Source organism: Bradyrhizobium sp. HKCCYLR20261 (genome assembly GCF_051168435.1).
Classification (GTDB): Bacteria; Pseudomonadota; Alphaproteobacteria; order Rhizobiales; family Xanthobacteraceae; genus Bradyrhizobium.
This window is the reverse complement of sequence record NZ_JBNPUZ010000002.1, coordinates 159,030-183,506: the sequence shown is the minus strand read 5'-3', so window position 1 is coordinate 183,506 and position 24,477 is coordinate 159,030. Positions and strand designations below refer to the sequence as shown.

Here is a 24,477-nt window from a genome sequence, read left to right as displayed (position 1 = left end):
CGCCCTCGCCGGGCCCTGCTACCGTTCCACAAAACAGGACAATGTTTCCGGGGAGGGACGATGCGGCAGGAGCTGCCCATCGATCGCAGTGGCGGACAGCCGGGCGAGGCCATGCTGGAGCGCATCGCGCGGGCCGGCGACGGCCGGCTGGCGATCGGCATGATCGCCATCGTCAGCCACATCCATCAGCTGATCCGCGAGCTTCGTCCGACCAGGGCAGAATGGCGCGACGCGATGGCGTATCTCGCAGCCGTCGGCGATGCCACCACCGACAACCGCCAGGAATGGGTGCTGCTGGCCGACCTCATCGGCGCGACCGCGCTGGTCGAGGACATCAACAGCCGCCGTCCCGCGGGCGCCACGCCGAACGCGCCGCGCGGCCCGTTCTATCGCGCCGACGCGCCGCGCCGCCCCAATGGCGCGAACATCTGTCTCGACGGCGCAGGTGAGCCGCTCGCGGTCGCGGGCAGGGTGGTGGATCTCGACGGTCATCCGATTGCCGGCGCCGTCGTCGAGACCTGGCAGGCCAACGGGCAGGGCTTCTTCGAGAACCAGCAGCCGGACGAGCAGCCGGACTGCAATCTCCGCGGCATTTTCACCACCGATGCTGATGGCGCGTTCGATTATCTCACGGTGAAGCCGGCGAGCTATGCTGTGCCGGTCGATGGTCCCGCGGGCCGGCTGCTCGGGCAGCTCGGCTGTCCGCTGCGGCGCCCGGCCAGCATTCATTTCATCGTCTCCGCCGCCGGCTTCGAGCCGATCACGACGCAGCTGTTCGACCGCACTGATACGACCGAAGACGCGCTGCATTGCGTGAAGCCGAGCCTGCTCGCCGACTTCAAGCCGACGCGGCGCAAGGATGTGCCGTGGAGCCTCGCCTACACCTTCGTCATGGCGCGCGCGCCGAAGACGCGGAGCATGACATGACGAGCACACGCGCCTTCGTCTTCCCGGGTATCCGCTCGCGCGTCGTGTTCGGCGCGGGCACATTGTCGCAGCTCGGCGCCGAGCTGCAGCGGCTCGGCCGCAGGCGCGCGCTGCTGCTGGCGACGCCGCAGCAGCGCAAGGACATCGATGCGCTCGCCGACCGGCTCGGCAGCGCTACGGCCGGCGTCTTCGCCGGCGCGGTGATGCACACGCCCGTGGACGTCACCCGCGAAGCCGTGGCGGCCTATGAGCAGAGTGGGGCGGATTGCGTGATCGCGCTCGGCGGCGGCTCGTCGATCGGGCTCGGCAAGGCGATCGCGCTGCGCACCGGGGCCGACCAGATCGCCATCCCGACCACCTATGCCGGCTCCGAGATGACCGACATCCTCGGCGAGACCAGCAGTGGCGAGAAGACCACGCGGCGTGATCCCGCGATCCTGCCGGAGACGGTGATCTACGACGTCGATCTCTCGCTGAGCCTGCCGAAGGAGATGACGGTCTCGTCAGGCCTGAACGCGATCGCGCATGCCGCCGAGGCGCTGTATGCGCCCGACCGCAATCCGATCCTGTCGCTGATGGCGGCCGACGCGATCAGGGCGTTTGCGACCGCGCTGCCGGCCGTGGTGGCGGATCTCTCCGACAGAGTCGCGCGCGCGGATGCTCTGTATGGTGCATGGCTGTGCGGGGCGACCCTCGGCGGCGCCTCGATGTCGCTGCATCACAAGCTCTGTCACACGCTGGGGGGCAGCTTCGACACGCCGCATGCGCAGACTCATGCGATCCTGCTGCCGCACACGATCGGCTTCAACGCCGCGGTCGCCGGCGATCTTCTGGCACCGGTGTCGCAGGCATTCGGCGGCGCGACGCCCGGCAAGGCGCTGCATCGCTTCGCTGTTCTGCTTGGCGCGCCGACCCGGCTGAAGGATTTCGGCCTGACCGAGTCCGATCTCGACCGGGCGGCCGCGATTGCTGTCAGGAACCCCTACGCCAATCCGCGGTCGTTCAGCCAGGCTGACATCCGCGCGCTGCTGCAGGACGCCTGGGCCGGCACAGAACCACCGTTGTAGACCGATCGTTACTTTAAAAAACAAAACAGGGAGGGAACGACATGATCACGCGACGAAGGCTCCTCGAGACTGCCGCTGTCGGCGGCCTGCTGTCTGCGACGGATGCGATCTTCAAGCCCGCGCTCGCGGCCGGCAAGGCGGCCAAGATCGGCTATGTCAGCCCGCAGAGCGGACCGCTTGCCGCATTTGCAGAAGCCGACAAGTTCATCATCGACGGCTTCAACGCCGCGGCCAAGGCGGCCGGCCTTCAGGTGCAGGTCGTCGTCAAGGACAGCCAGTCGAATCCGAACCGCGCCGCCGAGGTTGCCAAGGAGCTGATCGTCAGCGACAAGGTCAACCTCATGCTCGTCGCCTCGACGCCCGAGACGACCAACCCGGTGTCGACGACCTGCGAGTCCGAGGGCCTGCCGTGCATCTCGACCGTCGCGCCATGGCAGCCCTGGTTCATCGGCCAGCAGGGCAATCCCGGCGATCCCGCGTCGTGGAAGCCGTTCAGCTCGAGCTATCACTTCTTCTGGGGCCTGGAGGACGTCATCGCCGTCTTCACCAACATGTGGGCGCAGCTCTCGACCAACAAGCAGGTCGGCGGTCTCTTCCCCAATGACGGCGACGGCAACGCCTGGGGCGATCCGAAGGTCGGCTTCCCGCCGGTGCTGACCGAGAAGGGCTACAAGCTGATCGATCCCGGCCGCTACCAGAATTTGTCGGACGACTTCTCCGCCCAAATCAACGCGTTCAAATCCGGCAATGTCGAGGTGATCACCGGCGTGATGATCCCGCCGGATTTCACCACGTTCTGGAATCAGGCCAAGCAGAAGGGCTTTGCGCCGAAGATCGCCTCGATCGGCAAGGCGCTGCTGTTCCCGCAAGCCGTGGAAGCGCTCGGCAAGCAGGGGCACAATCTCTCCTCGGAAGTCTGGTGGACGCCGAGCCATCCGTTCAAATCGTCACTCACGGGTGCTTCAGCCAAGGAGCTCGCCGACGGCTTCACCGCCGCGACCAAGCGGCCGTGGACGCAGCCGATCGGCTTCGTGCACGCGCTGTTCGAGATCGCGGCCGACGTGCTCAAGCGTGTCGACGATCCGACCAATGCCGACAAGGTGACGGCCGCGGTCGCCGCGACCAAGCTCGACACCATCGTCGGTCCGATCGCCTGGAACGGCGCCAAGCTGCCGCCCTTCGCCGCGAAGAACGTCTGCAAGACGCCATTGGTCGGCGGGCAGTGGCGGCTCAAGGATGGCGGCGGCTACGACCTCGTCATCACCGACAACAAGACGGCGCCGAACATTCCCGCGGGCGGGAAGATGGAGCCGATCGCCTGACATGTGATGAGCGGAGCAGCCGGCGTGCCCATCCTCGAGCTTGATCATGTCGCCAAGCGCTTCGGCGCGTTGAAGGTCACGGATGACGTGACCTTCGACGTCGCGCCGGGCGAGGCGCTGGGCATCATCGGTCCGAACGGCGCCGGCAAGTCGACGCTGTTCAACCTGATCACCGGCAATCTGCGTGTTGACGCCGGCCGCGTGGCGTTCGATGGCGTCGACGTCACGCGGATGCCGCCGATGGCGCGCTGTCATGCGGGGGTGGGGCGCACGTTCCAGATCCCGCAGCCGTTCGAGAAGCTGACTGTGTTCGAGAACCTCGTGGTGGCCGCGAGCATGGGATCGCGCAAGGCGGAATCCGAGGTCACCGATCGCTGCGCCGACATCCTGGTCAAGACCGGGCTGATCGACCGCGCCAACATGCTGGCCGGCGGGCTCGGCCTTTTGCAGCGGAAGCGGCTGGAGCTGGCGCGCGCGCTCGCCACCGATCCGAAACTGCTGCTGCTCGACGAAATCGCCGGCGGCCTGACGGAGGCCGAATGTCAATCGCTGGTCGAGACGATCGGCAGCATCCACGCCTCCGGCGTGACCATCGTCTGGATCGAGCACGTGCTGCATGCGCTGAATGCCGTGGTGCAGCGGCTCCTGGTGCTCAATTTCGGCAAGGTCATCGGCATCGGCAAGCCCGAGGAGATCATGGCCTCCAGCGCGGTGCGCGAGATCTATCTGGGGATCGAGGTCTGATGGCGCTGCTCGCAACCCATGGACTGACGGCGTTCTATCGCGACTTCCAGGCGCTGTTCGGCGTCGACCTCGTGCTGGAGGCCGGCGAGACGATTGCGATCGTCGGCGCCAACGGCGCCGGCAAGTCGACCTTGATGCGCTCGATCTCGGGCGTGCTGCGCAACGGCGCCGATCAGATCCTGTTCGACGGACGCCCGATCGGCGCGCTGGCTGCGCCTGATGTCGTGGCGCTCGGCATCGCGATGGTGCCGGAGGGACGAAAACTGTTTCCCTCGCTGTCGGTGGAGGAGAACCTGCTGATCGGGCGCTACGGCCGCGCAGCGCCGGGGCCCTGGTCGCTGGAGACGATCTACCGGCTGTTCCCGGTGCTGAAGGAGCGGCGCCACACGCCGGGCACCGCGCTGTCCGGCGGCCAGCAGCAGATGGTGGCGATCGGGCGAGCGCTGATGTCGAACCCGCGCGTGCTGCTGTGCGATGAGCTGAGCCTCGGCCTCGCGCCGATCATCATCAAGGACATCTACGCCGCGTTTCCGGCGATCCGCGCCAGCGGCGCGTCGATCGTGATCGTCGAGCAGGACATCGGCCAGGCCATGAAGGTCGCGGATCGGCTGTACTGCATGATGGAGGGCCGCGTGACCCTGAGCGGCCGGCCCGCGGAGCTCAGCCGCGAAGCGATCCACGCGGCCTATTTCGGAGCGCACGCATGAGCTGGGCAGACACCATCCTGCAGGGCGTGCTGCTCGGCGGCCTCTACGCGCTGTTCGCCGCCGGGCTCTCGCTCGTATTCGGCATCATGCGGCTGGTGAATCTCGCGCATGGCGATTTGATCGTGCTCGCGGCCTATCTGATCCTGGTGCTGGTCAGCGGTCTTGGCCTGCATCCGTTCGTCGCCGTTGTCATCGCGATGCCGCTGATGTTCGGCATCGGCTGGCTGCTGCAAGCCTATGTGCTCAACCGGACGCTCGGCCCGGACATCCTGCCGCCGCTGCTCGTGACCTTCGGTCTGTCGGTGGTGCTGCAGAACGGCTTGCTGCAAGCCTATTCGGCCGACAGCCGCCGCATTCCCGCAGGCTCGCTGGAGACTGCGTCGGTCGCAATCGGGCCGTTCAACATCGGCGTCATGCCGATGCTGACCTTCGCCTCGGCGGTTGGCGTGATCCTGATCCTCAACCGCGTGCTCTACGGCACCGAGCTCGGCCGCGCCTTCCGCGCCACCTCCGATGACGCCGTGACCGCCGGCCTGATGGGCATCCGGCCCAACCGGACCTTTGCGGTGGCGACGGGCATCGCGATGGCGATCGTCGCGATCGCCGCCGTGTTTCTCGGCACCCGCGCCAATTTCGATCCGACCATCGGTCCGGCGCGCCTGATCTATGCGTTCGAGGCCGTCATCATGGGCGGGCTCGGCTCGCTGTGGGGGACGTTGGCCGGCGGCGTCGTGCTCGGCGCGGCGCAGACGCTCGGCGGTGCGATCAATCCGGAATGGCAGATCCTCGCCGGTCATATCGCCTTCGTGCTGGTGCTGCTGGTCCGTCCGCGCGGCTTCTTCCCGCGCGCGGTCGATTGAGGGGCAGGGCGATGCACGGACGATCCATCCCCTGGCGCGTCGAGACGAGGACCAAGGCCTCGATTGTCTTCGCCATCATTGCGGCGCTCATCGTCGTGGCCGGCGTCGTCGCGCCGGCCTATCTGCCGCGCTCGACCTTGCAGGACCTGTTCTTCATCCTGACCATGCTGGTGCTGGCGCAGAGCTGGAACCTGCTCGCGGGCTATGCCGGCCTCGTCTCCGTCGGCCAGCAGGCCTTCGTCGGCCTCGGCGCCTACGCGATGTTCGCCGGCGTCGTGCTGCTCAAGCTCGATCCGCTGCTCTCGATCCTGCTCGGTGGCGTGGCTGCGGCTGCGCTCGCCATCCCCGCCGGCTTCTTCGCCTTCCGTCTGCAGGGGGCATACTTCGCGATCGGCACCTGGGTGGTCGCGGAGATCGTCCGCCTCGTCGTCGCGCAATGGAAGACGCTCGGCGGCGGCACCGGCACATCGCTGCCGGGGGCCGCGACCCGCGCCATGTTCGGCACCGATGTCGTGCAGCGTCTGTTCGGCGTGCGGCCGGCGCAGGCGGTCGACATCATCTGCTACTGGCTGGCGCTGCTGCTCGCGGTCGCGACGATCTTCACGGTGTATCGGCTGTTGCGCTCGCGCCATGGTCTCGCGCTCGCCTCCGTCCGCGATAACCAGGAGGCTGCGCGCGCCGTCGGCGTCGATGCGCGGCGGCTGAAGGCCATGGTCTATCTGACCAGCGCGGCGCTGACCGGTCTCGTCGGCGCGCTGATCTATGTGCAGAAGGCGCGGATCTCGCCGGACGCGGCGTTCTCGGTGATCGACTGGACCGCCTATGTGATCTTCATCGTCGTGATCGGCGGCATCGGCACCATCGAGGGGCCGATCGTCGGCGTCCTGATCTTCTTCGCCCTGCAGAAGCTGCTCGCCGATTTCGGTTCGCTCTATCTGCTCGCGCTCGGCCTGATCGGCATCGTCATCATGCTGTTCGCGCCGCAAGGATTGTGGGGCCTGTTCGCGAGCCGGACCGGCATCCAGCTGCTGCCGGTCCGCCGCCTGCTGCGCGGCGGACCGATCGACAACTGACAACAAACGACAGGGAGGGCCCGATGGCCGACATCAAAACAGACGTTCTCATCATCGGTACCGGTCCGGCCGGCTCGGCCGCGGCGGCGCTGCTGTCCACCTATGGCGTGGAGAACATGGTGGTCAACCGCTATCGCTGGCTCGCCAACACGCCGCGCGCGCACATCACCAACCAGCGTACGATGGAGGTGCTGCGCGACCTCGGCCGCGACGTCGAGGACGAGGCCTACATGTTCGCCTCGGAGCAGGACATCATGGGCGAGAACGTGTTCTGCACCTCGCTCGCCGGCGAGGAGATCGGCCGGCTCAAGACCTGGGGCAATCACCCGCTGTCGCGCGCCGAGCACCAGCTGTCGTCGCCGGCGAAGATGAACGACCTGCCGCAGACCTATATGGAGCCGCTGCTGTTCAAGACGGCGTGCTCGCGCGGCACGCAGGCGCGGATGTCGACGGTGTATGAGAGCCACGTTCAGGACGATGACGGCGTCACCACGACCTTGCTCGACCGCCTGACCGGCAAGACGTTCACCGTGCGCTCGAAATATCTGATCGGCGCCGACGGCGGCAACTCGCTGGTCGCCCAGCATGCCGGCCTGCCGTTCGAGGGCAAGATGGGCGTCGGCGGCTCGATGAACATCCTGTTCAAGGCCGATCTGTCGCGCTACGTCGCGCACCGGCCGTCGGTGCTGTATTGGGTGGTGCAGCCCGGCGCCGATGTCGGCGGCATTGGTATGGGTCTGGTGCGTATGGTGCGGCCGTGGAACGAATGGCTGATCGTGTGGGGCTATGACATCAACCAGCCGGCGCCGGATGTCGACGAGGCGTTTGCCTTGAAGGTCGCGCGCGATCTCGTCGGCGACCAGGAGCTTCAGATCGAGCTGCAGTCGGTATCGACCTGGACCGTCAACAACATGTACGCGACCCGCACGTCGCATGGCCGCGTGTTCTGCATGGGCGACGCGATCCACCGCCATCCGCCATCGAACGGCTTGGGATCCAACACCTCGATCCAGGACGCCTTCAACCTGGCCTGGAAGCTCGCTTATGTCATCAAGGACCGCGCCGGGCCAAAGCTGCTCGACAGCTACACGATCGAGCGCGCGCCGGTCGCCAAGCAGATCGTCACCCGCGCCAACAAGTCGATCGAGGAGTTCGGGCCGATCTTCCAGGCGCTCGGCCTGCTGGACTCGATTGATCCCGTCAAGATGCAGCAGAACATGGACGCGCGCTGCGACCGCACCGAGCAGGCCGAGCAGCAGCGTGCCAAGATCCGCGAGACCATCGCCAGCAAGGTCTATGAGTTCGATGCCCACGGCGTCGAGATGAACCACCGCTATCGCTCGGACGCCATCGTGACCGACGGGCAGCAGGAGCCGGCCTTCACCCGGGATCCCGAGCTGCACTTCCAGCAGACGACCTGGCCTGGCGCGCGGCTGCCGCATGCGTGGCTGTTCGGCAAGGATGGCACGAAAATCTCGACGCTCGATCTCGCCGGCCATGGCAAGTTCACGGTGCTGACCGGTATCGGCGGCGAGGCCTGGGCGGCGGCGGCGAGGAAGCTCAGCCAGGAGCTCGGCATCGAGATCGACGCGCATGTGATCGGCCCGCGCCAGGTCTGGCAGGATCTCGACGGCGACTGGTCGCGGTTGCGCGAGGTGAGGGACGGCGGCATCGTGCTGACGCGGCCGGATCAGCACGTGTGCTGGCGGCGCGAGACCTTGGCCGAGGATCCGGCGGCGGAGCTGCGCCGCGTGTTCAAGCAGATCCTGGCGAACTGAAGCGGAAAGGGAAGACCTCATGGACGATCATGAGCAAGGCTATTTCACCGAAGAGAACTCCGCCGAAGTCGTGATCGGCCGCAACAAGAACGCCAAGGACGCGCGGCTGAAGGAGGTGATGGCGGTCATCACCCGCAAGCTGCACGAGGCGGTGAAGGAGATCGAGCCGACCCAGCAGGAATGGTTCGAGGCGATCATGTTCCTGACCCGCACCGGCCAGATGTGCAACGAATGGCGGCAGGAATTCATCCTGCTGTCGGACGTGCTCGGCGTCTCCATGCTGGTCGACGCGATCAACCACCGCAAGCCGGCCGGCGCGTCCGAGAGCACCGTGCTCGGGCCGTTCTACGTGCACGACGCGCCGGAGCTGCCGCTCGGCAGCAACATCTGCCTCGACCGCAAGGGCGAGGACATGGTGATCTCCGGCACGATCCGCGACACCGAGGGGCGGCCGATCCCGAATGTGAAGATCGACGTCTGGCAGACCAACGATGACGGCTTCTACGACGTGCAGCAGAAGGGCCTGCAGCCCGACTTCAACCTGCGCGGCGTGTTCCGCACCGACGAGGCGGGCCGCTACTGGTTCCGCGCCGTCAAGCCGCGCTTCTATCCGATCCCCGACGACGGCCCGGTCGGCCAGCTCCTGGGCAAGCTCGGCCGGCATCCCTATCGGCCGGCGCATCTGCACTTCATCATCTCGGGCGACGGCTTCGAGACGCTGACCACCCACATCTTCGATCCCGACGATCGCTACATCGATTCCGATGCGGTGTTCGGGGTCAAGAAGAGCCTGCTGGCGAAATTCGATCGCGTCGACGATCCCCGCCGCGCCGAGCAGCTCGCCTTCGCCAACCCGTTCTGGGAGACGCATTTCGACTTCGTGCTGGCGGCGGTGCGCATCGGCCGGTCGCAGGATCACGTGTAGGAACGAACCGGTGGCAACGTCCGTTGGACGACCATGACAGGCAGAGACACCCGCGACCTGCGCTCCGGCGCCTATGATCCCGTCAGCAAGGACGGTTTGCCGCAACCGCAGCAGGTCAAGGACGAAACGACGCCGCGCCAGCGGGAGCAGTGGGGCGCCGACGTGCGCGCCGAGCCCTTACCCGGTACCGAACCGGTGTTGCCGGAAGGGCTGACGCGCGAGCGCCGCGCGCCGCTCAATCGCAACACCGGCCGGCGCGAGACTAAATAGAAGCCGCGAACTCGCTACGCTCCCTCTCCCCGTTCTTCACGGGGAGAGGGTTGGGGTGAGGGGCAGCGGAACGGGTGGTGTGAAGAGGGGCACACGCGCCGGGAGCGTTCGCGGTGAGACCTGTACCCCCTCACCCGGATTGCATCTGGTGATGCAATCCGACCTCTCCCCGCAAGCGGGGAGAGGTTCGCACGCCGCGAGATTATCGACTCAAATCACTCCGCGTGCGGGCAGTGAGCACGACTTACTTCGCCGCGATCACCATGATCTCGACCGTGTATTGCGGCGCGGCCAGCCCAGCCTCGACGGTGGCGCGCGCCGGCGTGTTGCCGGCCGAGACCCAGCCGTCCCACACCGCGTTCATCTCGCCGAAGGTCTTGATGTCGGTGAGGTAGATCGTCGCGGACAACAGCTTGGTCTTGTCGGTGCCGGCCTTGGCGAGATGACCGTCGATGATCGACAGGATCTCCTCGGTCTGCTTGGTCACGCTTTCGCCGGCGGTCTTCTGCGCGACGACGCCCGCCAGATAGACGGTATTGCCGTGCACGACGACTTGGCTCATGCGCGGGCCGACTTCAAAGCGCTGGATGGACATCGAGAGAACTCCTTAAAAGGTCAATTCGGGGCCTCTCCCTAGCGCGTGCCGCGCCGCAATGCCAGTCGGCTGCGACGGCTTCGGAGCGACGCGACCTTAAATTGCGGGTCTGGCGTCCTGCAAACTCCACGCGGCCATCATGTGTTTTCCGCCTGCCGACGCATTGTCGCGGTGCGGCGAAAGCTGCTCATGGCAGAGGCAAGCACGGAATGTTTTCCGCGCTTGCACCGATATTTGAGACATGAAACATTCCCCGCGAGGTTCCTTTTAAACGATTTCGGAGGGGCGTGATGCGGACACGGTTAATGCTGGCGGCGCTGGCAGCGATGACGTTGGCGACGAATGCGGGGCCGGGCTTCGCGCAGCAGACGATCCGCGTCGGCTGGACCATTCCGGCGGAGGAATCCAAATACTGGATGATGAAGCGGCCGAGCGAATTTCCGGATCTCGGCAAGACCTACAACATCGAGTGGACCCAGTTCCAGGGCACGGCACCGATGACCCAGGCGCTCGCCGCTGGCGCGCTGGATTGCGCGACCCAGGCGCCGCTGTCGCTGTCGAACGGCGTCGTCGGCGGCGGTCTCAAGGCCTACATCGTCGCCCAGCACGTCTATGAGAAGCCCGGCGGGTTCTCGGTGTATTGGGCGGTGAAGGACGATTCGCCGATCAAGACCATCGCCGATCTCAAGGGCAAGACGGTGGGCATCTCCGTCATCGGCGGCGGCACCCAGGGGCCGTTCAACCTGCTCCTGAAGCAGGCCGGGCTCGATCCCGCCAAAGACATCAAGCTGGTCGAGGTCGGCTTCGCGGTCGCCGAGGATGCGCTGCGCCAGGGCCGCGTCGACGCCGTCAACATGAACCAGCCGTTCGCCGCGCGCGCCGAGGCCAAGGGCGGCACCCGAAAGCTGTTCCAGCTGTCGCAGGCGATGCCGAACATCGTCCACATCCTCGAAGCCTGCCGCGCCGACTTCGTCGACAAGAACCCGGAGCTGGTGAAGGCCTATGTCCGCGACATCACCGCCGGCATGAAGAAGGCGCTCGCCAACCGCGACGAGACCCTGAAGGTCGTGTCCGAAGTGATGAAGGTGCCGGTGCCGGTGATCGAGACCTATCTGCTCAAGGACAATGATTTCGGCCGCGATCCCGTCGCCGCGCCGAACTTCCCGGCGATCCAGAAGATGCTCGACATCTACGCCGAGACCGGCATGCTGCCGAAGCTCGACGTCGCCCAGTTCAAGCATCCCTCGATCGTCGCGCCGATCCAGTAGGGCGCCACGCGGAGCACGTATCGATGAGGAAGCTGCGCTCGCGCGTCACGGTGGAGGGGCTCGACCGCGCCCCGCACCGCGCCTTCATGCGCGCGATGGGTCTGGATGATGCCGACATCGCCAAGCCGATGATCGGCATCGTCAGCCAGAAGGGCGAGCAGACGCCCTGCAACATGACGCACGACTTCCAGGTCGATGCCGCCAAGACGGGCGTCTCCGAGGCGGGCGGCACGCCGCGCGAGTTCGCCACCGTTTCGGTGTCCGACGGCATCAGCATGAACCATGAGGGAATGAAGTTCTCTCTGTTCTCGCGCGAGCTGATCGCCGATTCGATCGAGGCCGTCGTGCACGGCCTCGCCTATGACGCGCTGATCGGCTTCGGCGGCTGCGACAAGACCTTGCCCGGCGTGATGATGGGCATGGTCCGCTGCAATGTGCCGTCGATCTTCATCTATGGCGGCAGCGCGCTGCCCGGAAAATATCAGGGCCGCACGCTGACGGTGCTCGACTCGTATGAAGCGGTCGGCAGCTACATGACCGGCGAGATCGACGCCGCCACGCTGGAGGGCATCGAGCGCTCGTGCCTGCCGACGATCGGCGCCTGCGCCGGGCAGTTCACCGCCAACACCATGGGCATGCTGTCGGAGGCGATGGGGCTGTCCATGCCCAACGTCTCGATGATCCCCGGCGTCTATGTCGAGCGCGGCCATGTCGCGCGGCAGGCGGGGCGGCTGATCATGCAGATGCTCGCCAAGGATGGTCCGAGGCCGCGCGACATCGTCACCCGCAAATCCCTGGAGAACGGTGCGGCGATCGTCGCCGCCACCGGCGGCTCGACCAACGCCGCGCTGCATCTGCCTGCGATCGCCAACGAGGCCGGCATCCGCTTCACGCTCGACGATGTCGGCGAGGTGTTTTCGCGCACGCCGCTGATCGGCAATCTCCGGCCCGGCGGCAAGTACACCGCCAAGGACGTCTATGACATCGGCGGCGCGGCCGTCGTGATCCGCGCGCTGATCGAGAGCGGTCACATCGACGGTTCCTGCATCACGGTGACCGGTCGCACGCTCGCCGAGCAATATGGCACGGCCAATGCACCCGATGGAGAGGTCGTCTTCACTCCGGCCAAGCCGATGATGGCCGATGGCGGCGTCGCGGTGCTCAAGGGCAACCTCGCGCCGGATGGCGCGGTCATCAAGGTCGCCGGTCTCAAGAACCTGGTGTTCGAGGGCCGTGCCCGCGTGTTCGAGGACGAGGAGGCCTGCGTCGCCGCGGTCCGCGCGCGCAACTACCAGGCGGGCGAGGTGCTGATCATCCGCAACGAGGGACCGGTCGGCGGCCCCGGCATGCGCGAGATGCTCGGGGTCACCGCGCTGATCTACGGCCAGGGCATGGGCGAGAAGGTCGCGCTGATCACCGACGGCCGCTTCTCCGGCGCCACCCGCGGCATGTGCATCGGCTATGTCTCACCGGAAGCCTTCGTCGGTGGTCCGCTGGCGCTGGTGCGGGACGGTGACCCGATCCGGATCGATGCGAAAGCGCGCACGCTCGACGTGCTGCTGGATGAGCGCGAACTCGTCTCACGCCGTCAGGCCTGGACGCAACGGCCGCCGCGGCACCGCGCGGGCGCGCTCGCGAAGTACGCGAAACTGGTCGGGCAGGCGCCGCTCGGCGCCGTCACGCATGAGGGACCTGCGGAATGGCCCTGGTTCGATCAGGAGCAGGAATGAGCCGCGACGCGCGACGATTGGCAGGGTTCTTGCTAATCTTGCGACCACACACCCCGTCATTCCGGGGCAAGCATCGAGGCGCAGCCTCGATGATTCAACCCGGAATCTCGAGCCTAGTGAGCATGAACGCAAGGCAAGCTCGAGATTCCAAAGTTGTCGCCGTGAGGCGAGTAAGCTCTCGAGGCTCCCTCCCCCCTTGTGGGGGAGGGTTGGGGAGGGGGGTAGCCGAGAGAGCGGTGGGTGTGGACACCCCCCTCCCTAGCCCTCCCCCACAAGGGGGGAGGGAACGACCTCGGGCGGGGAGATGGCCGTGCTCATTGCAGTCGGCAGGCGGCTTGAACGACCGACGTCGTGAGGCGGGCCAGCTCCAGGTTCAAGACCCTCAGCCTTGCCCCAGGAATGACGGTGGATGTGGATACGGACGAATATCTAAGGCGGTCTGTGATGCCTGATGATTGGGAGCCTCTAAGCGTGCTGCACCGGAAAGAGAAGCCGACATGGGCGTGACCCCGATCCGACCAGGCGAGCTCGCGGGCGTTCCGCTCGGCCGCAGCCCAGCGACTCCGATCATCGAGATCGACCACGTCTCGCAGGTGTTCAAGACCTCGTCGCGCCGCGACCACACCGCGCTGTCGGACATCTCGCTCTCAGTGGAGGAGGGCGCCTTCGTCTCGATCCTCGGCCCGTCCGGCTGCGGCAAGTCGACCTTGCTCTACATCGTCGGCGGCTTCGTCAAGCCGACCAGTGGCGCCGCGAGGATGAAGGGCAAGCCGATCACCAGCCCCGGCACGGATCGCGGTCCGGTGTTCCAGGAGTTCGCGCTGTTTCCCTGGAAGAGCGTGCTCGGCAACGTCATGTACGGCCCGCTGCAGCAGGGCATGAAGCCGGCGAAGGCCGAGGTGCTCGCGCGGACCCTGCTCGCGATGGTCGGCCTCACCGGCTTCGAGAAGTTCTACCCGAAGGAGCTGTCCGGCGGCATGAAGCAGCGCGTCGCGCTGGCGCGCACGCTCGCCTATGGCCCCGAGGTACTGCTGATGGACGAGCCGTTCGGCGCGCTCGATGCACATACGCGCACGCGGCTGCAAAACGACCTGCTCGACATCTGGGAGCGTGACCGCAAGACCGTGCTGTTCGTGACGCATTCGGTCGAGGAAGCCGTGTTCCTGTCCGACAAGGTCGTGATGATGTCGCGCTCGCCCGGCCGCATCCGCGAGGTGATCGACATCGACCTGCCGCGCCCGCGCCGTCGCGAGGAGCTGCTGCTCGACCCGCGCTACCAGAACTACATTGTCGAGATCGAGCGCATGTTCGACGCCTCCGGCGACAACGAGCTGCCGTCATGAACGGGCTCGTGAAGCCGCTCGCGCCGGTGCTGGCCTGCTGCGGGCTGCTGCTGCTCTGGCAGCTCGCCTCGCTCGGGCTGAAGAACGACAGCTTCCCGACCGCGCTGGAATCGCTGCGCGCGATTCCGCCGATCCTCACCGACAAGGAATCGCTGATCAACATCCTGGCCTCGCTGCGGCGGATGGCGATCGGCTTCGCGCTGGCGCTGGCGTTCTCGATCCCGCTGGGACTGCTGATGGGCCGCAGCCGCGCCACCGCAGCGTTCTTCAATCCGCTGCTGATGCTGATCTATCCCGTCCCGAAGGCGGCGCTGATGCCGATCATCATGCTGTGGCTCGGTGTCGGCGATATCTCCAAGACGCTGGTGATCTTCCTCGGCGTCAGCCTGCCGGTGATCTATCACAGTTTCGAGGGCGCCAAGGCGGTCGAGGAGAAGATGCTGTGGTCGGGCGCCGCCATGGGCCTGTCGCCGGCCGAGCGCCTGCTGCGCATCGTGCTGCCGGCCGCGCTGCCGGAAATCCTGACCGGCTGCCGCACCGGACTGGTGCTGGCGCTGATCACCATGGTCACCAGCGAGATGATCGCGCGCCAGTCGGGCGCCGGCAACATCCTGTTCAACGCGCTCGACATGGGCCAGTACGACACGGTGTTCGCGATGATCATCATCGTCGGCGCGATGGGCATCTGCCTCGATGCCGCGTTCGAAATCGTCAGGCGCTGGCTGGTGCGCTGGTCCGAGCCGCAGTTCGACATGCCCTTGAGCTTCTCATGACGCGCACCTCCAACAACGTCCTGCTGGGCGCCGCGCCGATCGTGCTGGTCCTGCTGTTGTGGCAAAGCCTCGTGTCGTTCGGCTATGCGCCGCCGACCCTGCTGCCGCCGCCCGGGCAGGTGTTCCTGCGCATGGCGCAGCAGCTCTCCAGCGTCACCTTTCAGCAGGACATCGCCGCGACCCTGTTCCGGCTGTTCGCCGGCTTCGCCATCGCCGTCGTGCTCGGTGTCTCCCTCGGCATCGCCGCAGCCGTGAGTCCGCCGATCAACGCCGCCGTCAAGCCGATCGTGCGCGTGCTGGCGCCGCTGCCGAAGGTTGCGCTCTATCCCGCCTTCCTGCTGCTGCTCGGCTTCGGCCACGAATCCAAGATCATGCTGGTGGCGGCCGACGCGCTGTTCCCGATCCTGCTGTCGACCTATTACGGGGCGACCAATGTCGAGCAGAAGCTGATCTGGTCGGCGCTCGCCGCCGGCACGCCGCCGCGCGACGTGCTGTGGAAGGTTGTGCTGCCGGCAGCCATGCCCTCGATCCTGACCGGCTGCCGCATCGGCCTCGTGATTTCCTGCATCGTGGTATTCCTGGCCGAGATGATCACCTCGACCGACGGACTCGGCCACGTGCTCGTCACCGCCGCGCGCACCTTCCAGGCGGTCGACATGTTCGTGCCGTTGATCACGATCTCGCTGCTGGGCCTCATTCTCAACGCCCTGCTGCAGGGCCTGCGCGCCTATCTGCTGCGCGGCTTCCCCTCAGTCTGATAAACACGACCAACGAAAAATCGGGAGAACGACCATGCTGGCGGATCGCATCGAGGCGAAATGGATCGACGCATTCTGCGAGATCTTCGAGCGCTGCGCGGTGAAGGCCGGCGACACCGCCGCCATCTTGTCGGAAACGCAGTCGCGCCCGCTCAACGTCCACATCGCCGAGCTGGCGCTGCTGCGCATGGGCGCGCGCCCCTTCCATGTGATCGTACCGACGCCGCGCAATCCCCACCCGGTGCCCGTGCGATCGACCGGCGCGTCCGAGGCGATCGGCAAGCTCGGCCCCGTCGTGACGGCCCTCCAGCAGGCCGGCTTCGTCGTCGACTGCACAATCGAAGGTCTAATGCATGCGGTGGAGACGCCGGAGATCCTCAAAGCCGGCGCGCGCATTCTCGTGATCTCCAACGAGCATCCGGAAGCGCTGGAGCGCATGCGGCCCGATGCAGCGCTGGAGAAGCGCGTCCGCGCCGCCGCCAAGATGCTGCGCGGCACCAAGCGGATGCGCGTGACCTCGAAGGCCGGCACCGATCTCGATGTGATCATGGAGGGGGCCTCGACGGTCGGCGTCTGGGGCTGGACCGATCGTCCCGGTACCTTGGCGCATTGGCCGGGCGGCATCGTCGTCAGCTTCCCCAAGAGCAAATCGGTCAACGGCACCATCGTGATGGCGCCCGGCGACATCAACCTCACCTTCAAGCGCTATCTGTCCTCGCCCGTCACGATGACGATGCGCGACGACTACATCACGGATCTGGAAGGCGAGGGCGCCGATGCCGCGATGATGCGCGCCTATCTCGCCTCCTGGGGCGATCGCGAGGCCTATGCCGTCTCGCATGTCGGCTGGGGCATGAATCCCGGCGCACGCTACGAAGCACTGACCATGTACGACCAGCGCGACACCAACGGCACCGAACTGCGCGCCGTCCCCGGCAACTTCCTGTTCTCCACCGGCGCCAACGAATTCGCCGGCCGCTACACGGCGGGCCATTTCGATCTGCCGATGATGGGAACGACGATCGAGCTGGATGGGGTTGCCGTGATCAAGCACGGCGTGCTGCAGGACGTGTTCGGGTAGTCCTTTCTTTCGGATAGCCCTCTTAGCCGTATTCGAGCACTCGCCCCGCTGGCAGTCGCTCCCCTCCCCCTTGCGGGGAGGGGTCGGGGGTGGGGGTCCCCGAACTCCGCTCTCAGAGAGAAGAGCGGAGCTCCGGTCCGCGGGCGAACCGCCTGTTGGACGCGATGCCCCCACAGCGTCATTGCGAGCGCAGCGAAGCAATCCAGGGTGGTTTGCGCAAGCCTCGATTGCTTTGCGTGTCTCCCAGGCGGTGCCGCTGACGGCTACAAGCGCTGGCACTTCGCGGTACATTCACCCCAACGCCGTTCAGCGCCCGGAGACCCCCACCCCCGACCCCTCCCCGCAAGGGGGAGGGGAGGGCACCGCGATCGCGGCGGCAGGTTGCCTCAAACGACGAGGCGGACGCATGTCACGTGTGATCGTATGTATTCCGAAAAATATAAATCACTTGCCATTTTTCGGAATATATGGTTCTCTCTCCCCATCCCGCCTCAAGCAGAGGGGCGTAGCGCGCGATCGTCACGACACGCGAGGCGGGGAGCGGTGGCCGCGAGAGATCGCAGCGTCCTCACTCACGAGGGCGCGGACGAACGATCGCTCGCGGACGGTCAAGTCGCGTGGTCCTGGCCTCCCGATGCTGAGGTCAAGTTTGCGCTGGTGCTGACGCATCACGTGGACGACGGTGGCCAACAAGCCCGGCGCACCGGGGAGATCGCGAAGCAGCCGTAAACCCATCGCGCAGGGAATGCCGGCGTGTTCCGGCTTTGCCTGTGGTACCTGCCGCCTGCATTTTTTTCCGCAGGCGGGCCATGGGTGAGGCTGTCACCCGGCATTCCCTGCGCCCTCTGCATGTTTGCGAGGGACGAACTGATGCATAGCTCGGGCGTCATCGGCCGCGAGATCGCGCCCTCATGCCGCACGTATTCATATCGTGCGTACTCATCTCGATCGCTGTTTGACCCGTGTATCCGACCAACCCGCAATTGTCGTCCCGGACAAGCCATGACGCGCGCCAGCGCGGCATGGCGCCGATCCGGGACCCATACTCCGCAGCAGAGGTGCTGGGCAAAATGCCAATGACCAGCCTGCCTCGAACAGCTTCCTGGGGTTATGGATCCCGGCGTTCGCCGGGATGACGACGGTGCTTGTTGATTCAGTCGCGATCAACATGAGTGAGAGGCCAAAGCCCAGCTGTCGTAGGGTGGGCAAAGGCGCTGCCGTGCTGCGTCTCGGATTGCAGCTGCTGATGGCGCCGTGCCCACCATGCATCCGCGGATGTTGAGTGAGATGGTGGGCACGGCGCGAGAGACATCATCGCGCAACGGCGATGATGTGCCACGTGCCTTTGCCCACCCTACACCGAAATCCTCACTCCACCACCGGCGGCCGGGCCAGCTTGAAATGCCTGAGCATGTCGACCAATGCGCCGAGGCGCTGCTCGCGATAGGCGGCGACATCCATCCCCGAATAATCGAGGAACCCCGCCCCGGTGCGCAGGCCGATCCGGCCCTCGGCCATGTTGCGCTCGATCACCTCGGGCGCGCGATAGCGGTCGCTGCCCAGCGCGCCTTCGAGATAGCGGCTGGCGTAGTAGAGGATGTCGCCGCCGCCCCAGTCGATGAACTCCAACAGGCCGAGCACCGCGTAGCGGAAGCCAAAACCGTAGCGGATCGCCTTGTCGATCTCCTCGGCACTGGCGACACCTTCGCCGACCATGCGCGCGGCCTCGTTCATGGCGAGCGCCTGGATGCGCGGCACGATGAAGCCCGGCGTCGCCGCGCACACCACCGGCACCTTGCCGATCTCTTCGAGCAGCGCCTTCAGCCGCGCCGTCACGTCGGGATCGGTCGCCTGGCCCGGCGAGATCTCGACCAGCGGGATCAGATAGGCCGGATTGAGCCAATGCGCATTGAGGAAGCGCTCGGGCTTGTCGATCGCACTGGCGAGATCATCGACCAGGATCGTCGACGTCGTCGAGGCGATGATGACATCCGGCGCCACGGCGCGCGAAGCCGCGCCGAGCACCTCGCGCTTGAGATCGACGATCTCCGGCACGCCCTCGAACACCAGCGTGGTCTGCGCCAGCACGTCGTTGCTCGCCGCCGCCGGCGCGACGGTGATCTTGGCCATCAGCCTGTCGGCATCGGCGGCCTGCAGCATCCCGAGCCGCGCCAAGGTCGAGAACGTCGCGCTGATCTCGCCGAGCGCCTCGCGCTCCAGTTTGGCGAATTCCTCCGCCGTGCGCGGCTTGATGTCGATCATTGTCACTGGATGACCGGCATAGGCGAACGCGACCGCGATGCCGCGGCCCATGCGGCCGGCGCCGAGACAGGCGATGTGACCGCGCGCGCTCATGCCGCGAACCCGTCGCGCAGCAGCGCCTGCAGGGCGGATCGATCGAGTCCACCAAAGCCCAGGCTGCTCAGCGTGCGTCCCGTCGCCATGAAATCCTCGCCGCAGATCGCCCCGCCAATGGCGAGGAACGCGCGAGCAAGTGGCGTGGGCGTTCCGGTCAGCTCCGCAGCCGAGATCAGGAATGACAGTCCGAGCCGAAGATCCTCACGCATGTAGCGATGCTGCGTCAGCACCAGCTGCTCGCGCCAGTCCCCGGAGTCGGTGAGCCGGTCATGCGAGCCGCGGCCATACATCCAGACCTCGCCCTCCTTGGCGTAGTGATGCGCCAGCGGGAAATGCGGCGCGCCATAGCCGAGCGCCTCGCGCACGGCGATCCGCTCCGCGTCGAGCGCGTCGGTGACGCGGCGGATCGCAGCTTGCGTGCCTTCCTTGTGAATGTCCCAGCGCTCGAAATGCTCGATCGGACCGGCATTCATCACGATCAGCGGCGGATGAATGATGCAGCCGGCATTCATGAGCGCGCCCGACAGCGCATCGCCGCACGGCTCGATTACGTCGGGGAAGGCGCGTCCGATGACGGCAAGCGCGTGCTCGGCTGTCTTCTGCGGGAAGACGCCGACCGGCAGCCGCTTGGCGCGAATGGTGATCGCCACCTCGAACGGCCCGTGCTTGCGCGTCAGCCAGGGCAGGGTGCCGGTCTCCGCGTAGCTGACCTCCGCCTTGTTGCCGGCGTCACGCGCGGCCGCCGCAAAGATCATCGTGCCGAACGTCGCCGGTGGCAGGAACACGACCTGGCCGTCGGCGAGATGCGGCGCGAGCTGTTTCGCGATGTCTGCTTGCGCAAAGGCCGGCGCGGGGCAGAGAATCAGCTCGGCGCCCCGGACGGCCTCGCCGATATCGGTCGTGACCAGCGCGAGCTTCGCCTCGTGCCGGCCGCTGACGTCCTTGACGGTGATGATCGAGCCTGCCGCTCTGTGCTGCGCCACGGCATCCGCATCACGGCGCCAGAACTGGACCTCGTGGCCTGCAAGGGCGAAATCACCGGCAGCCGCGAACGAGCCGTTGCCGCCGCCCAGCACTGCTATCTTCACAAGCGCATCTCCTTAATGGTCATCGGGCCTCTGGCGCAGCAGATGGTGCTGCACCTTGCCGAGCGCGGTGCGCGGCAGATCGTCGACGAAGACGATGTCGCGCGGCACCTTGTAGCGCGCGAGCTGCGATTGCAGATGCGCGCGCAACGTCTCGGCATCGAGCGCGCAATCCTTGCGCTTGACGACGAAGGCCACCGGCACCTCGTCCCAGCGCGGATCGGGTCGGCCGATCACGCCGCACTCGACGACGTCCGGATGCTCGGCGAGCACGCGCTCGATCTCGGCCGGGTAGACGTTCTCGCCGCCCGAGATGATCATGTTGTTCTTGCGCTCGAGCACGTAGAAGTATCCGTCCGCATCGCGTTGCGCGATGTCGCCGGTGCGGTACCAACCGTCATGGATGGCCTGCTGCGTGGCTTTGGCGTTGCCCCAATATTCGAAGAACACGTTCGGCCCGCGCACCGCGATCTCGCCGGCCTTTCCGGCCGGGAGATCATCACCATCGCGATCGATGATCTTGGCCTCGCAGCACAGCCCCGGCAGGCCTGTCGAGCCCGCGCGCGAGAGGTCGCCGCCGAGCCGGGTGTAGACTGCGATCGGGCAGGTCTCGGTCGAGCCATAGACCTGCAGCACCGGCACGCCGCGCGCGGTGATGCGATCGATCAGCGCCGGCGGCACGATGCTGGAGCCGGTCGAGACGGCCTTGAGCGAAGAAAGGTCCGCGGCCGCCCAGCCTGGATGCTCGGTGACCGCCTGGATGGTTGCGGGCACGAGCACGGTCAATGTCGGCTGCTCATTGACGATGGCTGCGAGCGTCGTGTCCGGCGTGAAGCGCGCATACAAGGTGACGGTGGCCCCGTGATGCAGCGCCGGCGTGGTCTGGATGTTGAGGCCGCCGACATGAAACAGCGGCAGCACTGTCAGCACATGATCGTCGGAGGTGAGGCCATGCATGTGCTGGCTCATCACCCCGTTCCAAAGCAGCGCCTCCTGGCGCAGCACGGCGCCTTTCGGCCGGCCCGTCGTGCCCGACGTGTAGACGATCAGGAGCGGGCAGGAGAGATCGATATGCGGATTGCGATCATCGCCGTGACCGCGGGCGATCAGTTCATCGATCGCCAGACCGTTGGCCGGCGTGAAGTCGACACCGACCGGCACCGTCTCGGGATGCTGCTCCGCGAGCGCCGGCAGCACCGGCGCAAAGGCCTGCTCCAGCACCAGCACCTTGGCGGCGGCATCCGACAGGATGAAGACCTGCTCGGCGACCGCCAGCCGCCAGTTCAGCGGCACCAGGATCGCGCCGAGCCTGGCGCAGGCATAGAGCAGGACCAGATAGTCCGGCCGATTCAGGCTGAGAATGGCGACGCGGTCGCCGCGCCCGACGCCGAACTCGGACTTCAGCGCCCGCGCCATCGCGGCGATCCGCGCGCTGAACTCGGCATAGGTCAGCGTCGCGCCTTCGAAACGGATCGCCGGCTTGTCCGGCGTGAACGCGGCGTTGCGCTCGATCAGGCTGCAGAGGTCCACGCGCTACTCGTCCGTCTCGCCGGGCTCGTACAGCGCCTCGCGGCCGATGCGATCGAGGCACAGCTCGGCGGTCCACGGCAGCATCAGCGAGCCGCAGCGGCTGTCGCGATAGATGCGCTCGAGCGGCAGCGTCTTCAGCATCGACTGCCCGCCGCAGGTGCGGATCGCAAGCGCGGCGAGCTCGTTGGCGCCTTCCATGACCGAATACTGCGCGGCATAGGCGCGCAGCACCTGTTCTTTCGTCGGATTGGCGCGCGCTTCGGTGACCGCCTGGAACCAGATGCCCTTGATCTGCTCCAGCTTGATCTGCATCTGCGCCACGGCGATCTGTTTGGTGGGATACATCCGCCGCTTGACCGGCGGCATGCCCGGCACCTCGCCGCGCAGATATTTCACCGTGAAGTCGTAGGCGGCCTGCGCGAGGCCCATATAGGTCGGCGAGAGCGTCATGAACATGTGCGGCCAGCGCATCGCCGCCTGGAAGTAGACGCCGCGCGGCATCAACGCCGCATCCTCGTCGACGAAGACGTCCTTGAAGACCAGCGTGCGCGACACGGTGCCGCGCATGCCAAGGGGATCCCAGTCGCCGACCACGGAGACGCCTTCGCTCTTCGCCGGGATCGCGAGGTAGAGCGTGTTTCGCCGCGAGGCCTTCTCGCCCTCGCTGATCTCCGTGCACAGCACGCCGTAGTAATCAGCGTGCCCGGACAGCGAGGCAAAAATCTTCTTGCCGCTGACCAGCCAGCCGCCCTTCACCGGCTTCGCCTCGGTACCGAACGCCACGCCGCCCGCCGCGGCCGCGCCACCTTCCGAGAACGGCTGCGAGTAGATCGCGCCGTCCTCGACGATGCGCTTGTAGTGGATCGCGCGCCGCCGCTGGTGCTCGGCGCGGACATCGTCCTCCATGTCGAGATCGTCGGCAAGCGGTCCCGACCACAGGGTCGAGCAGACATGCATGTTCCAGGTCAGCGCGGTCGCGCCGCAGTAGCGGCCGATCTCGGCGGCGGTGAGCGCGTAGGTCTGGTAACCGGCGCCGAGACCGCCGAGCGCCTTGGGAACGGAGATGCCGAGCAGGCCGGCGCGATGCAGGTCCTTGTAGTTCTCGGTCGGGAACGTCGCCTCCCGATCCCAGGTGGCGGCGCGACCGGCCAGCACGCTCTGCCCGAGCTGCCGCGCGCGGGTGATGATGTCGGCCTGCTCGGCGGTGAGCCGGTAGGCGGCCGGATCGAACATCGGCGCGTCGAGCGCCTCGCCGGAGGCCGTTGCCGTCTTCTGGACCTGGATGGTCATCGTGCCTCCGCAGTTGTCGTGGCGTGTGATTTCAGAAAGGCGTCGAGCGCAGCGTTGAATTCGCCGGGACGTTCGAGATTGACGAGATGACCGGCACCTTGAAGCTCGACATAGTGAGCGCCAGGAATGAAGCTCGCCATCTTCTCCATCATCGGCGCCGGTGCATTGCGGTCCCTGGAGCCCGAGAGCACCAGCGTCGGCACCTTGATATTTTTGAGCGCCTGCCGCCGGTCGAAGCCGAGCAGCGCCAGCATGCTAGCGCGGTAGCTCGCCTCGGGAACGCTGGCCATGCAGGATGTCGCAAGGTCGAGACCGGCGGGGTCGGCATCGTCGCCGACCAGTTCTTTCACGAGATCCGGTGCCAGCGACGCCATCGTGGCGCCGCGATCGAGTGGCCCGAGGCGCGCCTCGATGAAGGATTTCTGCCAGTCGCCATCAGCCTTGCCGAAGGCGGGGCTGGTCTGTGCCAGCACGACAGCGCTCGCGGCGTGCGGATGCGTGATCAGCCAGTCCTGGGTGATCATGCCGCCGATGGAATGGCCGACCAGGATTGGCCGCCGCGCATCGATCTGGTTCAGGAAGCTCTGAAGCGCGGCCGCGAGAGTGGCGATGCTGACCGCATCGAGTCTGGCGGACTGCCCGTAGCCCGGCATGTCCCAGGCCACTGCATGGAAGCGCTCGCCGAAATGGGCAAGCTGGCCGCGCCAGGCGCGCGCCGCGCCGCCGATGCCGTGGAGGAACACCAGGGTCTGCCGATCGGGCGATCCCGCTGCCTCGTAGCCGAAGCGGCCGTTCTTCGTGGTCAGGATTTGCGACGCGGACACGCAGACCTCCGAGATGGCACCAGAAGCCGCAACGCTGCGTGCTCCAGGCCTTCGAACGCTAGCCGCGTCGACAAGAGTGTCAAGCCGCTTCGGCCGTGTTGTTGCAAAAATTTGAAGTTTAAAATAATCTCGAAGCTGCGATCGTATTGCAAAGATGAGGAGACGCGCG

Annotated in this window: 22 protein-coding genes; 16 read left to right on the top strand and 6 right to left on the bottom strand. The window is 66.4% G+C overall.

Features of this window, described 5'->3' with window-relative positions:
* Nucleotides 1–111 precede the first annotated feature (111 nt).
* The 10 genes from ACQR1L_RS04485 to ACQR1L_RS04440 are packed head-to-tail and all read left to right on the top strand — an operon-like array spanning nt 112 to nt 9,673.
* On the top strand, nt 112–927 hold the full coding sequence (locus ACQR1L_RS04485) for a dioxygenase (protein WP_434857238.1): 816 nt from the start codon (nt 112–114) through the stop codon (nt 925–927).
* Nucleotides 924–1,994 (top strand): maleylacetate reductase, encoded by a 1,071-nt coding sequence (locus ACQR1L_RS04480; RefSeq protein ID WP_434856724.1) that lies wholly within the window; start codon nt 924–926, stop codon nt 1,992–1,994. Before ACQR1L_RS04485 ends, ACQR1L_RS04480 begins: the two co-directional genes overlap by 4 nt.
* A 41-nt stretch (nt 1,995–2,035) precedes the next feature.
* Nucleotides 2,036–3,316 (top strand): ABC transporter substrate-binding protein, encoded by a 1,281-nt coding sequence (locus ACQR1L_RS04475; RefSeq protein WP_434856723.1) that lies wholly within the window; start codon nt 2,036–2,038, stop codon nt 3,314–3,316.
* A gap of 24 nt (nt 3,317–3,340) precedes the next feature.
* Nucleotides 3,341–4,060, top strand: a complete 720-nt coding sequence (locus ACQR1L_RS04470; RefSeq protein WP_434857237.1) for an ABC transporter ATP-binding protein — start codon at nt 3,341–3,343, stop codon at nt 4,058–4,060.
* Nucleotides 4,060–4,767: an ABC transporter ATP-binding protein gene (locus ACQR1L_RS04465; protein ID WP_434856722.1), complete on the top strand. Its 708-nt coding sequence runs from the start codon at nt 4,060–4,062 to the stop codon at nt 4,765–4,767. The genes ACQR1L_RS04470 and ACQR1L_RS04465 overlap by 1 nt, the downstream gene beginning before the upstream one ends.
* Complete coding sequence (locus tag ACQR1L_RS04460; RefSeq protein WP_434856721.1) at nt 4,764–5,627, top strand: branched-chain amino acid ABC transporter permease; 864 nt, start codon at nt 4,764–4,766, stop codon at nt 5,625–5,627. The genes ACQR1L_RS04465 and ACQR1L_RS04460 overlap by 4 nt, the downstream gene beginning before the upstream one ends.
* A gap of 11 nt (nt 5,628–5,638) precedes the next feature.
* Entirely contained in the window at nt 5,639–6,700 is a 1,062-nt protein-coding gene (locus ACQR1L_RS04455) for a branched-chain amino acid ABC transporter permease (protein ID WP_434856720.1), read from the top strand.
* A 23-nt stretch (nt 6,701–6,723) separates the two neighbouring features.
* Nucleotides 6,724–8,478, top strand: coding sequence for an FAD-dependent oxidoreductase (locus ACQR1L_RS04450; protein ID WP_434856719.1), 1,755 nt, complete (start codon nt 6,724–6,726; stop codon nt 8,476–8,478).
* A gap of 19 nt (nt 8,479–8,497) precedes the next feature.
* A complete protein-coding gene (locus ACQR1L_RS04445) occupies nt 8,498–9,403 on the top strand; it encodes an intradiol ring-cleavage dioxygenase (RefSeq protein WP_434856718.1) in 906 nt (301 codons plus the stop codon).
* Nucleotides 9,404–9,436: 33 nt separating this feature from the next.
* Nucleotides 9,437–9,673, top strand: a complete 237-nt coding sequence (locus ACQR1L_RS04440) for a hypothetical protein (protein ID WP_434856717.1) — start codon at nt 9,437–9,439, stop codon at nt 9,671–9,673.
* Nucleotides 9,674–9,917: 244 nt separating this feature from the next.
* Here ACQR1L_RS04440 and ACQR1L_RS04435 read toward each other — a convergent pair whose 3' ends face one another.
* Nucleotides 9,918–10,268, bottom strand: coding sequence for a RidA family protein (locus tag ACQR1L_RS04435; RefSeq protein ID WP_008965519.1), 351 nt, complete (start codon nt 10,266–10,268; stop codon nt 9,918–9,920).
* A gap of 290 nt (nt 10,269–10,558) precedes the next feature.
* Between ACQR1L_RS04435 and ACQR1L_RS04430 the strand changes: the two genes are divergently transcribed.
* The 6 genes from ACQR1L_RS04430 (at nt 10,559) to ACQR1L_RS04405 (ending at nt 17,221) form a co-directional block, all read left to right on the top strand.
* Nucleotides 10,559–11,536, top strand: a complete 978-nt coding sequence (locus ACQR1L_RS04430; protein ID WP_434856716.1) for an ABC transporter substrate-binding protein — start codon at nt 10,559–10,561, stop codon at nt 11,534–11,536.
* Nucleotides 11,537–11,559: 23 nt separating this feature from the next.
* Nucleotides 11,560–13,266: a dihydroxy-acid dehydratase gene (gene ilvD, locus ACQR1L_RS04425; RefSeq protein WP_434856715.1), complete on the top strand. Its 1,707-nt coding sequence runs from the start codon at nt 11,560–11,562 to the stop codon at nt 13,264–13,266.
* A 497-nt stretch (nt 13,267–13,763) separates the two neighbouring features.
* On the top strand, nt 13,764–14,609 hold the full coding sequence (locus tag ACQR1L_RS04420) for an ABC transporter ATP-binding protein (protein WP_434856714.1): 846 nt from the start codon (nt 13,764–13,766) through the stop codon (nt 14,607–14,609).
* Nucleotides 14,606–15,382, top strand: a complete 777-nt coding sequence (locus ACQR1L_RS04415; protein WP_434856713.1) for an ABC transporter permease — start codon at nt 14,606–14,608, stop codon at nt 15,380–15,382. The genes ACQR1L_RS04420 and ACQR1L_RS04415 overlap by 4 nt, the downstream gene beginning before the upstream one ends.
* Nucleotides 15,379–16,140 (top strand): ABC transporter permease, encoded by a 762-nt coding sequence (locus ACQR1L_RS04410; RefSeq protein WP_434856712.1) that lies wholly within the window; start codon nt 15,379–15,381, stop codon nt 16,138–16,140. Before ACQR1L_RS04415 ends, ACQR1L_RS04410 begins: the two co-directional genes overlap by 4 nt.
* A 34-nt stretch (nt 16,141–16,174) precedes the next feature.
* A complete protein-coding gene (locus tag ACQR1L_RS04405; RefSeq protein WP_434856711.1) occupies nt 16,175–17,221 on the top strand; it encodes a peptidase M29 in 1,047 nt (348 codons plus the stop codon).
* A 1,368-nt stretch (nt 17,222–18,589) separates the two neighbouring features.
* On the opposite strand, the gene ACQR1L_RS04400 is transcribed toward ACQR1L_RS04405, so the two are convergent.
* Genes ACQR1L_RS04400 through ACQR1L_RS04380 form a run of 5 tightly spaced genes read right to left on the bottom strand, consistent with a single transcriptional unit; the run spans nt 18,590 to nt 24,308 of the window.
* Nucleotides 18,590–19,576 (bottom strand): 3-hydroxybutyryl-CoA dehydrogenase, encoded by a 987-nt coding sequence (locus tag ACQR1L_RS04400; RefSeq protein ID WP_434856710.1) that lies wholly within the window; start codon nt 19,574–19,576, stop codon nt 18,590–18,592.
* On the bottom strand, nt 19,573–20,667 hold the full coding sequence (locus tag ACQR1L_RS04395; protein ID WP_434856709.1) for an NAD/NADP octopine/nopaline dehydrogenase family protein: 1,095 nt from the start codon (nt 20,665–20,667) through the stop codon (nt 19,573–19,575). The genes ACQR1L_RS04400 and ACQR1L_RS04395 overlap by 4 nt, the downstream gene beginning before the upstream one ends.
* 12 nt (nt 20,668–20,679) lie before the next feature.
* Nucleotides 20,680–22,194 (bottom strand): class I adenylate-forming enzyme family protein, encoded by a 1,515-nt coding sequence (locus ACQR1L_RS04390; protein WP_434856708.1) that lies wholly within the window; start codon nt 22,192–22,194, stop codon nt 20,680–20,682.
* Between the two features lie 3 nt (nt 22,195–22,197).
* Nucleotides 22,198–23,484 (bottom strand): acyl-CoA dehydrogenase family protein, encoded by a 1,287-nt coding sequence (locus ACQR1L_RS04385; protein WP_434856707.1) that lies wholly within the window; start codon nt 23,482–23,484, stop codon nt 22,198–22,200.
* Complete coding sequence (locus tag ACQR1L_RS04380) at nt 23,481–24,308, bottom strand: alpha/beta fold hydrolase (protein ID WP_434856706.1); 828 nt, start codon at nt 24,306–24,308, stop codon at nt 23,481–23,483. The genes ACQR1L_RS04385 and ACQR1L_RS04380 overlap by 4 nt, the downstream gene beginning before the upstream one ends.
* Between the last annotated feature and the right edge of the window lie 169 nt (nt 24,309–24,477).

Bases quoted from the DNA above. Each gene is read 5' to 3' on its own strand.
- ACQR1L_RS04435 (WP_008965519.1), bottom strand. From the start codon at position 10,268: ATGTCCATCCAGCGCTTTGAAGTCGGCCCGCGCATGAGCCAAGTCGTC.
- ACQR1L_RS04455 (WP_434856720.1), top strand. From the start codon at position 5,639: ATGCACGGACGATCCATCCCCTGGCGCGTCGAGACGAGGACCAAGGCC.
- ACQR1L_RS04430 (WP_434856716.1), top strand. From the start codon at position 10,559: ATGCGGACACGGTTAATGCTGGCGGCGCTGGCAGCGATGACGTTGGCG.
- ilvD (WP_434856715.1), top strand. From the start codon at position 11,560: ATGAGGAAGCTGCGCTCGCGCGTCACGGTGGAGGGGCTCGACCGCGCC.
- ACQR1L_RS04410 (WP_434856712.1), top strand. From the start codon at position 15,379: ATGACGCGCACCTCCAACAACGTCCTGCTGGGCGCCGCGCCGATCGTG.
- ACQR1L_RS04445 (WP_434856718.1), top strand. From the start codon at position 8,498: ATGGACGATCATGAGCAAGGCTATTTCACCGAAGAGAACTCCGCCGAA.
- ACQR1L_RS04450 (WP_434856719.1), top strand. From the start codon at position 6,724: ATGGCCGACATCAAAACAGACGTTCTCATCATCGGTACCGGTCCGGCC.
- ACQR1L_RS04475 (WP_434856723.1), top strand. From the start codon at position 2,036: ATGATCACGCGACGAAGGCTCCTCGAGACTGCCGCTGTCGGCGGCCTG.
- ACQR1L_RS04460 (WP_434856721.1), top strand. From the start codon at position 4,764: ATGAGCTGGGCAGACACCATCCTGCAGGGCGTGCTGCTCGGCGGCCTC.
- ACQR1L_RS04480 (WP_434856724.1), top strand. From the start codon at position 924: ATGACGAGCACACGCGCCTTCGTCTTCCCGGGTATCCGCTCGCGCGTC.
- ACQR1L_RS04485 (WP_434857238.1), top strand. From the start codon at position 112: ATGCTGGAGCGCATCGCGCGGGCCGGCGACGGCCGGCTGGCGATCGGC.
- ACQR1L_RS04420 (WP_434856714.1), top strand. From the start codon at position 13,764: ATGGGCGTGACCCCGATCCGACCAGGCGAGCTCGCGGGCGTTCCGCTC.
- ACQR1L_RS04400 (WP_434856710.1), bottom strand. From the start codon at position 19,576: ATGAGCGCGCGCGGTCACATCGCCTGTCTCGGCGCCGGCCGCATGGGC.
- ACQR1L_RS04465 (WP_434856722.1), top strand. From the start codon at position 4,060: ATGGCGCTGCTCGCAACCCATGGACTGACGGCGTTCTATCGCGACTTC.
- ACQR1L_RS04385 (WP_434856707.1), bottom strand. From the start codon at position 23,484: ATGACCATCCAGGTCCAGAAGACGGCAACGGCCTCCGGCGAGGCGCTC.
- ACQR1L_RS04440 (WP_434856717.1), top strand. From the start codon at position 9,437: ATGACAGGCAGAGACACCCGCGACCTGCGCTCCGGCGCCTATGATCCC.
- ACQR1L_RS04405 (WP_434856711.1), top strand. From the start codon at position 16,175: ATGCTGGCGGATCGCATCGAGGCGAAATGGATCGACGCATTCTGCGAG.
- ACQR1L_RS04415 (WP_434856713.1), top strand. From the start codon at position 14,606: ATGAACGGGCTCGTGAAGCCGCTCGCGCCGGTGCTGGCCTGCTGCGGG.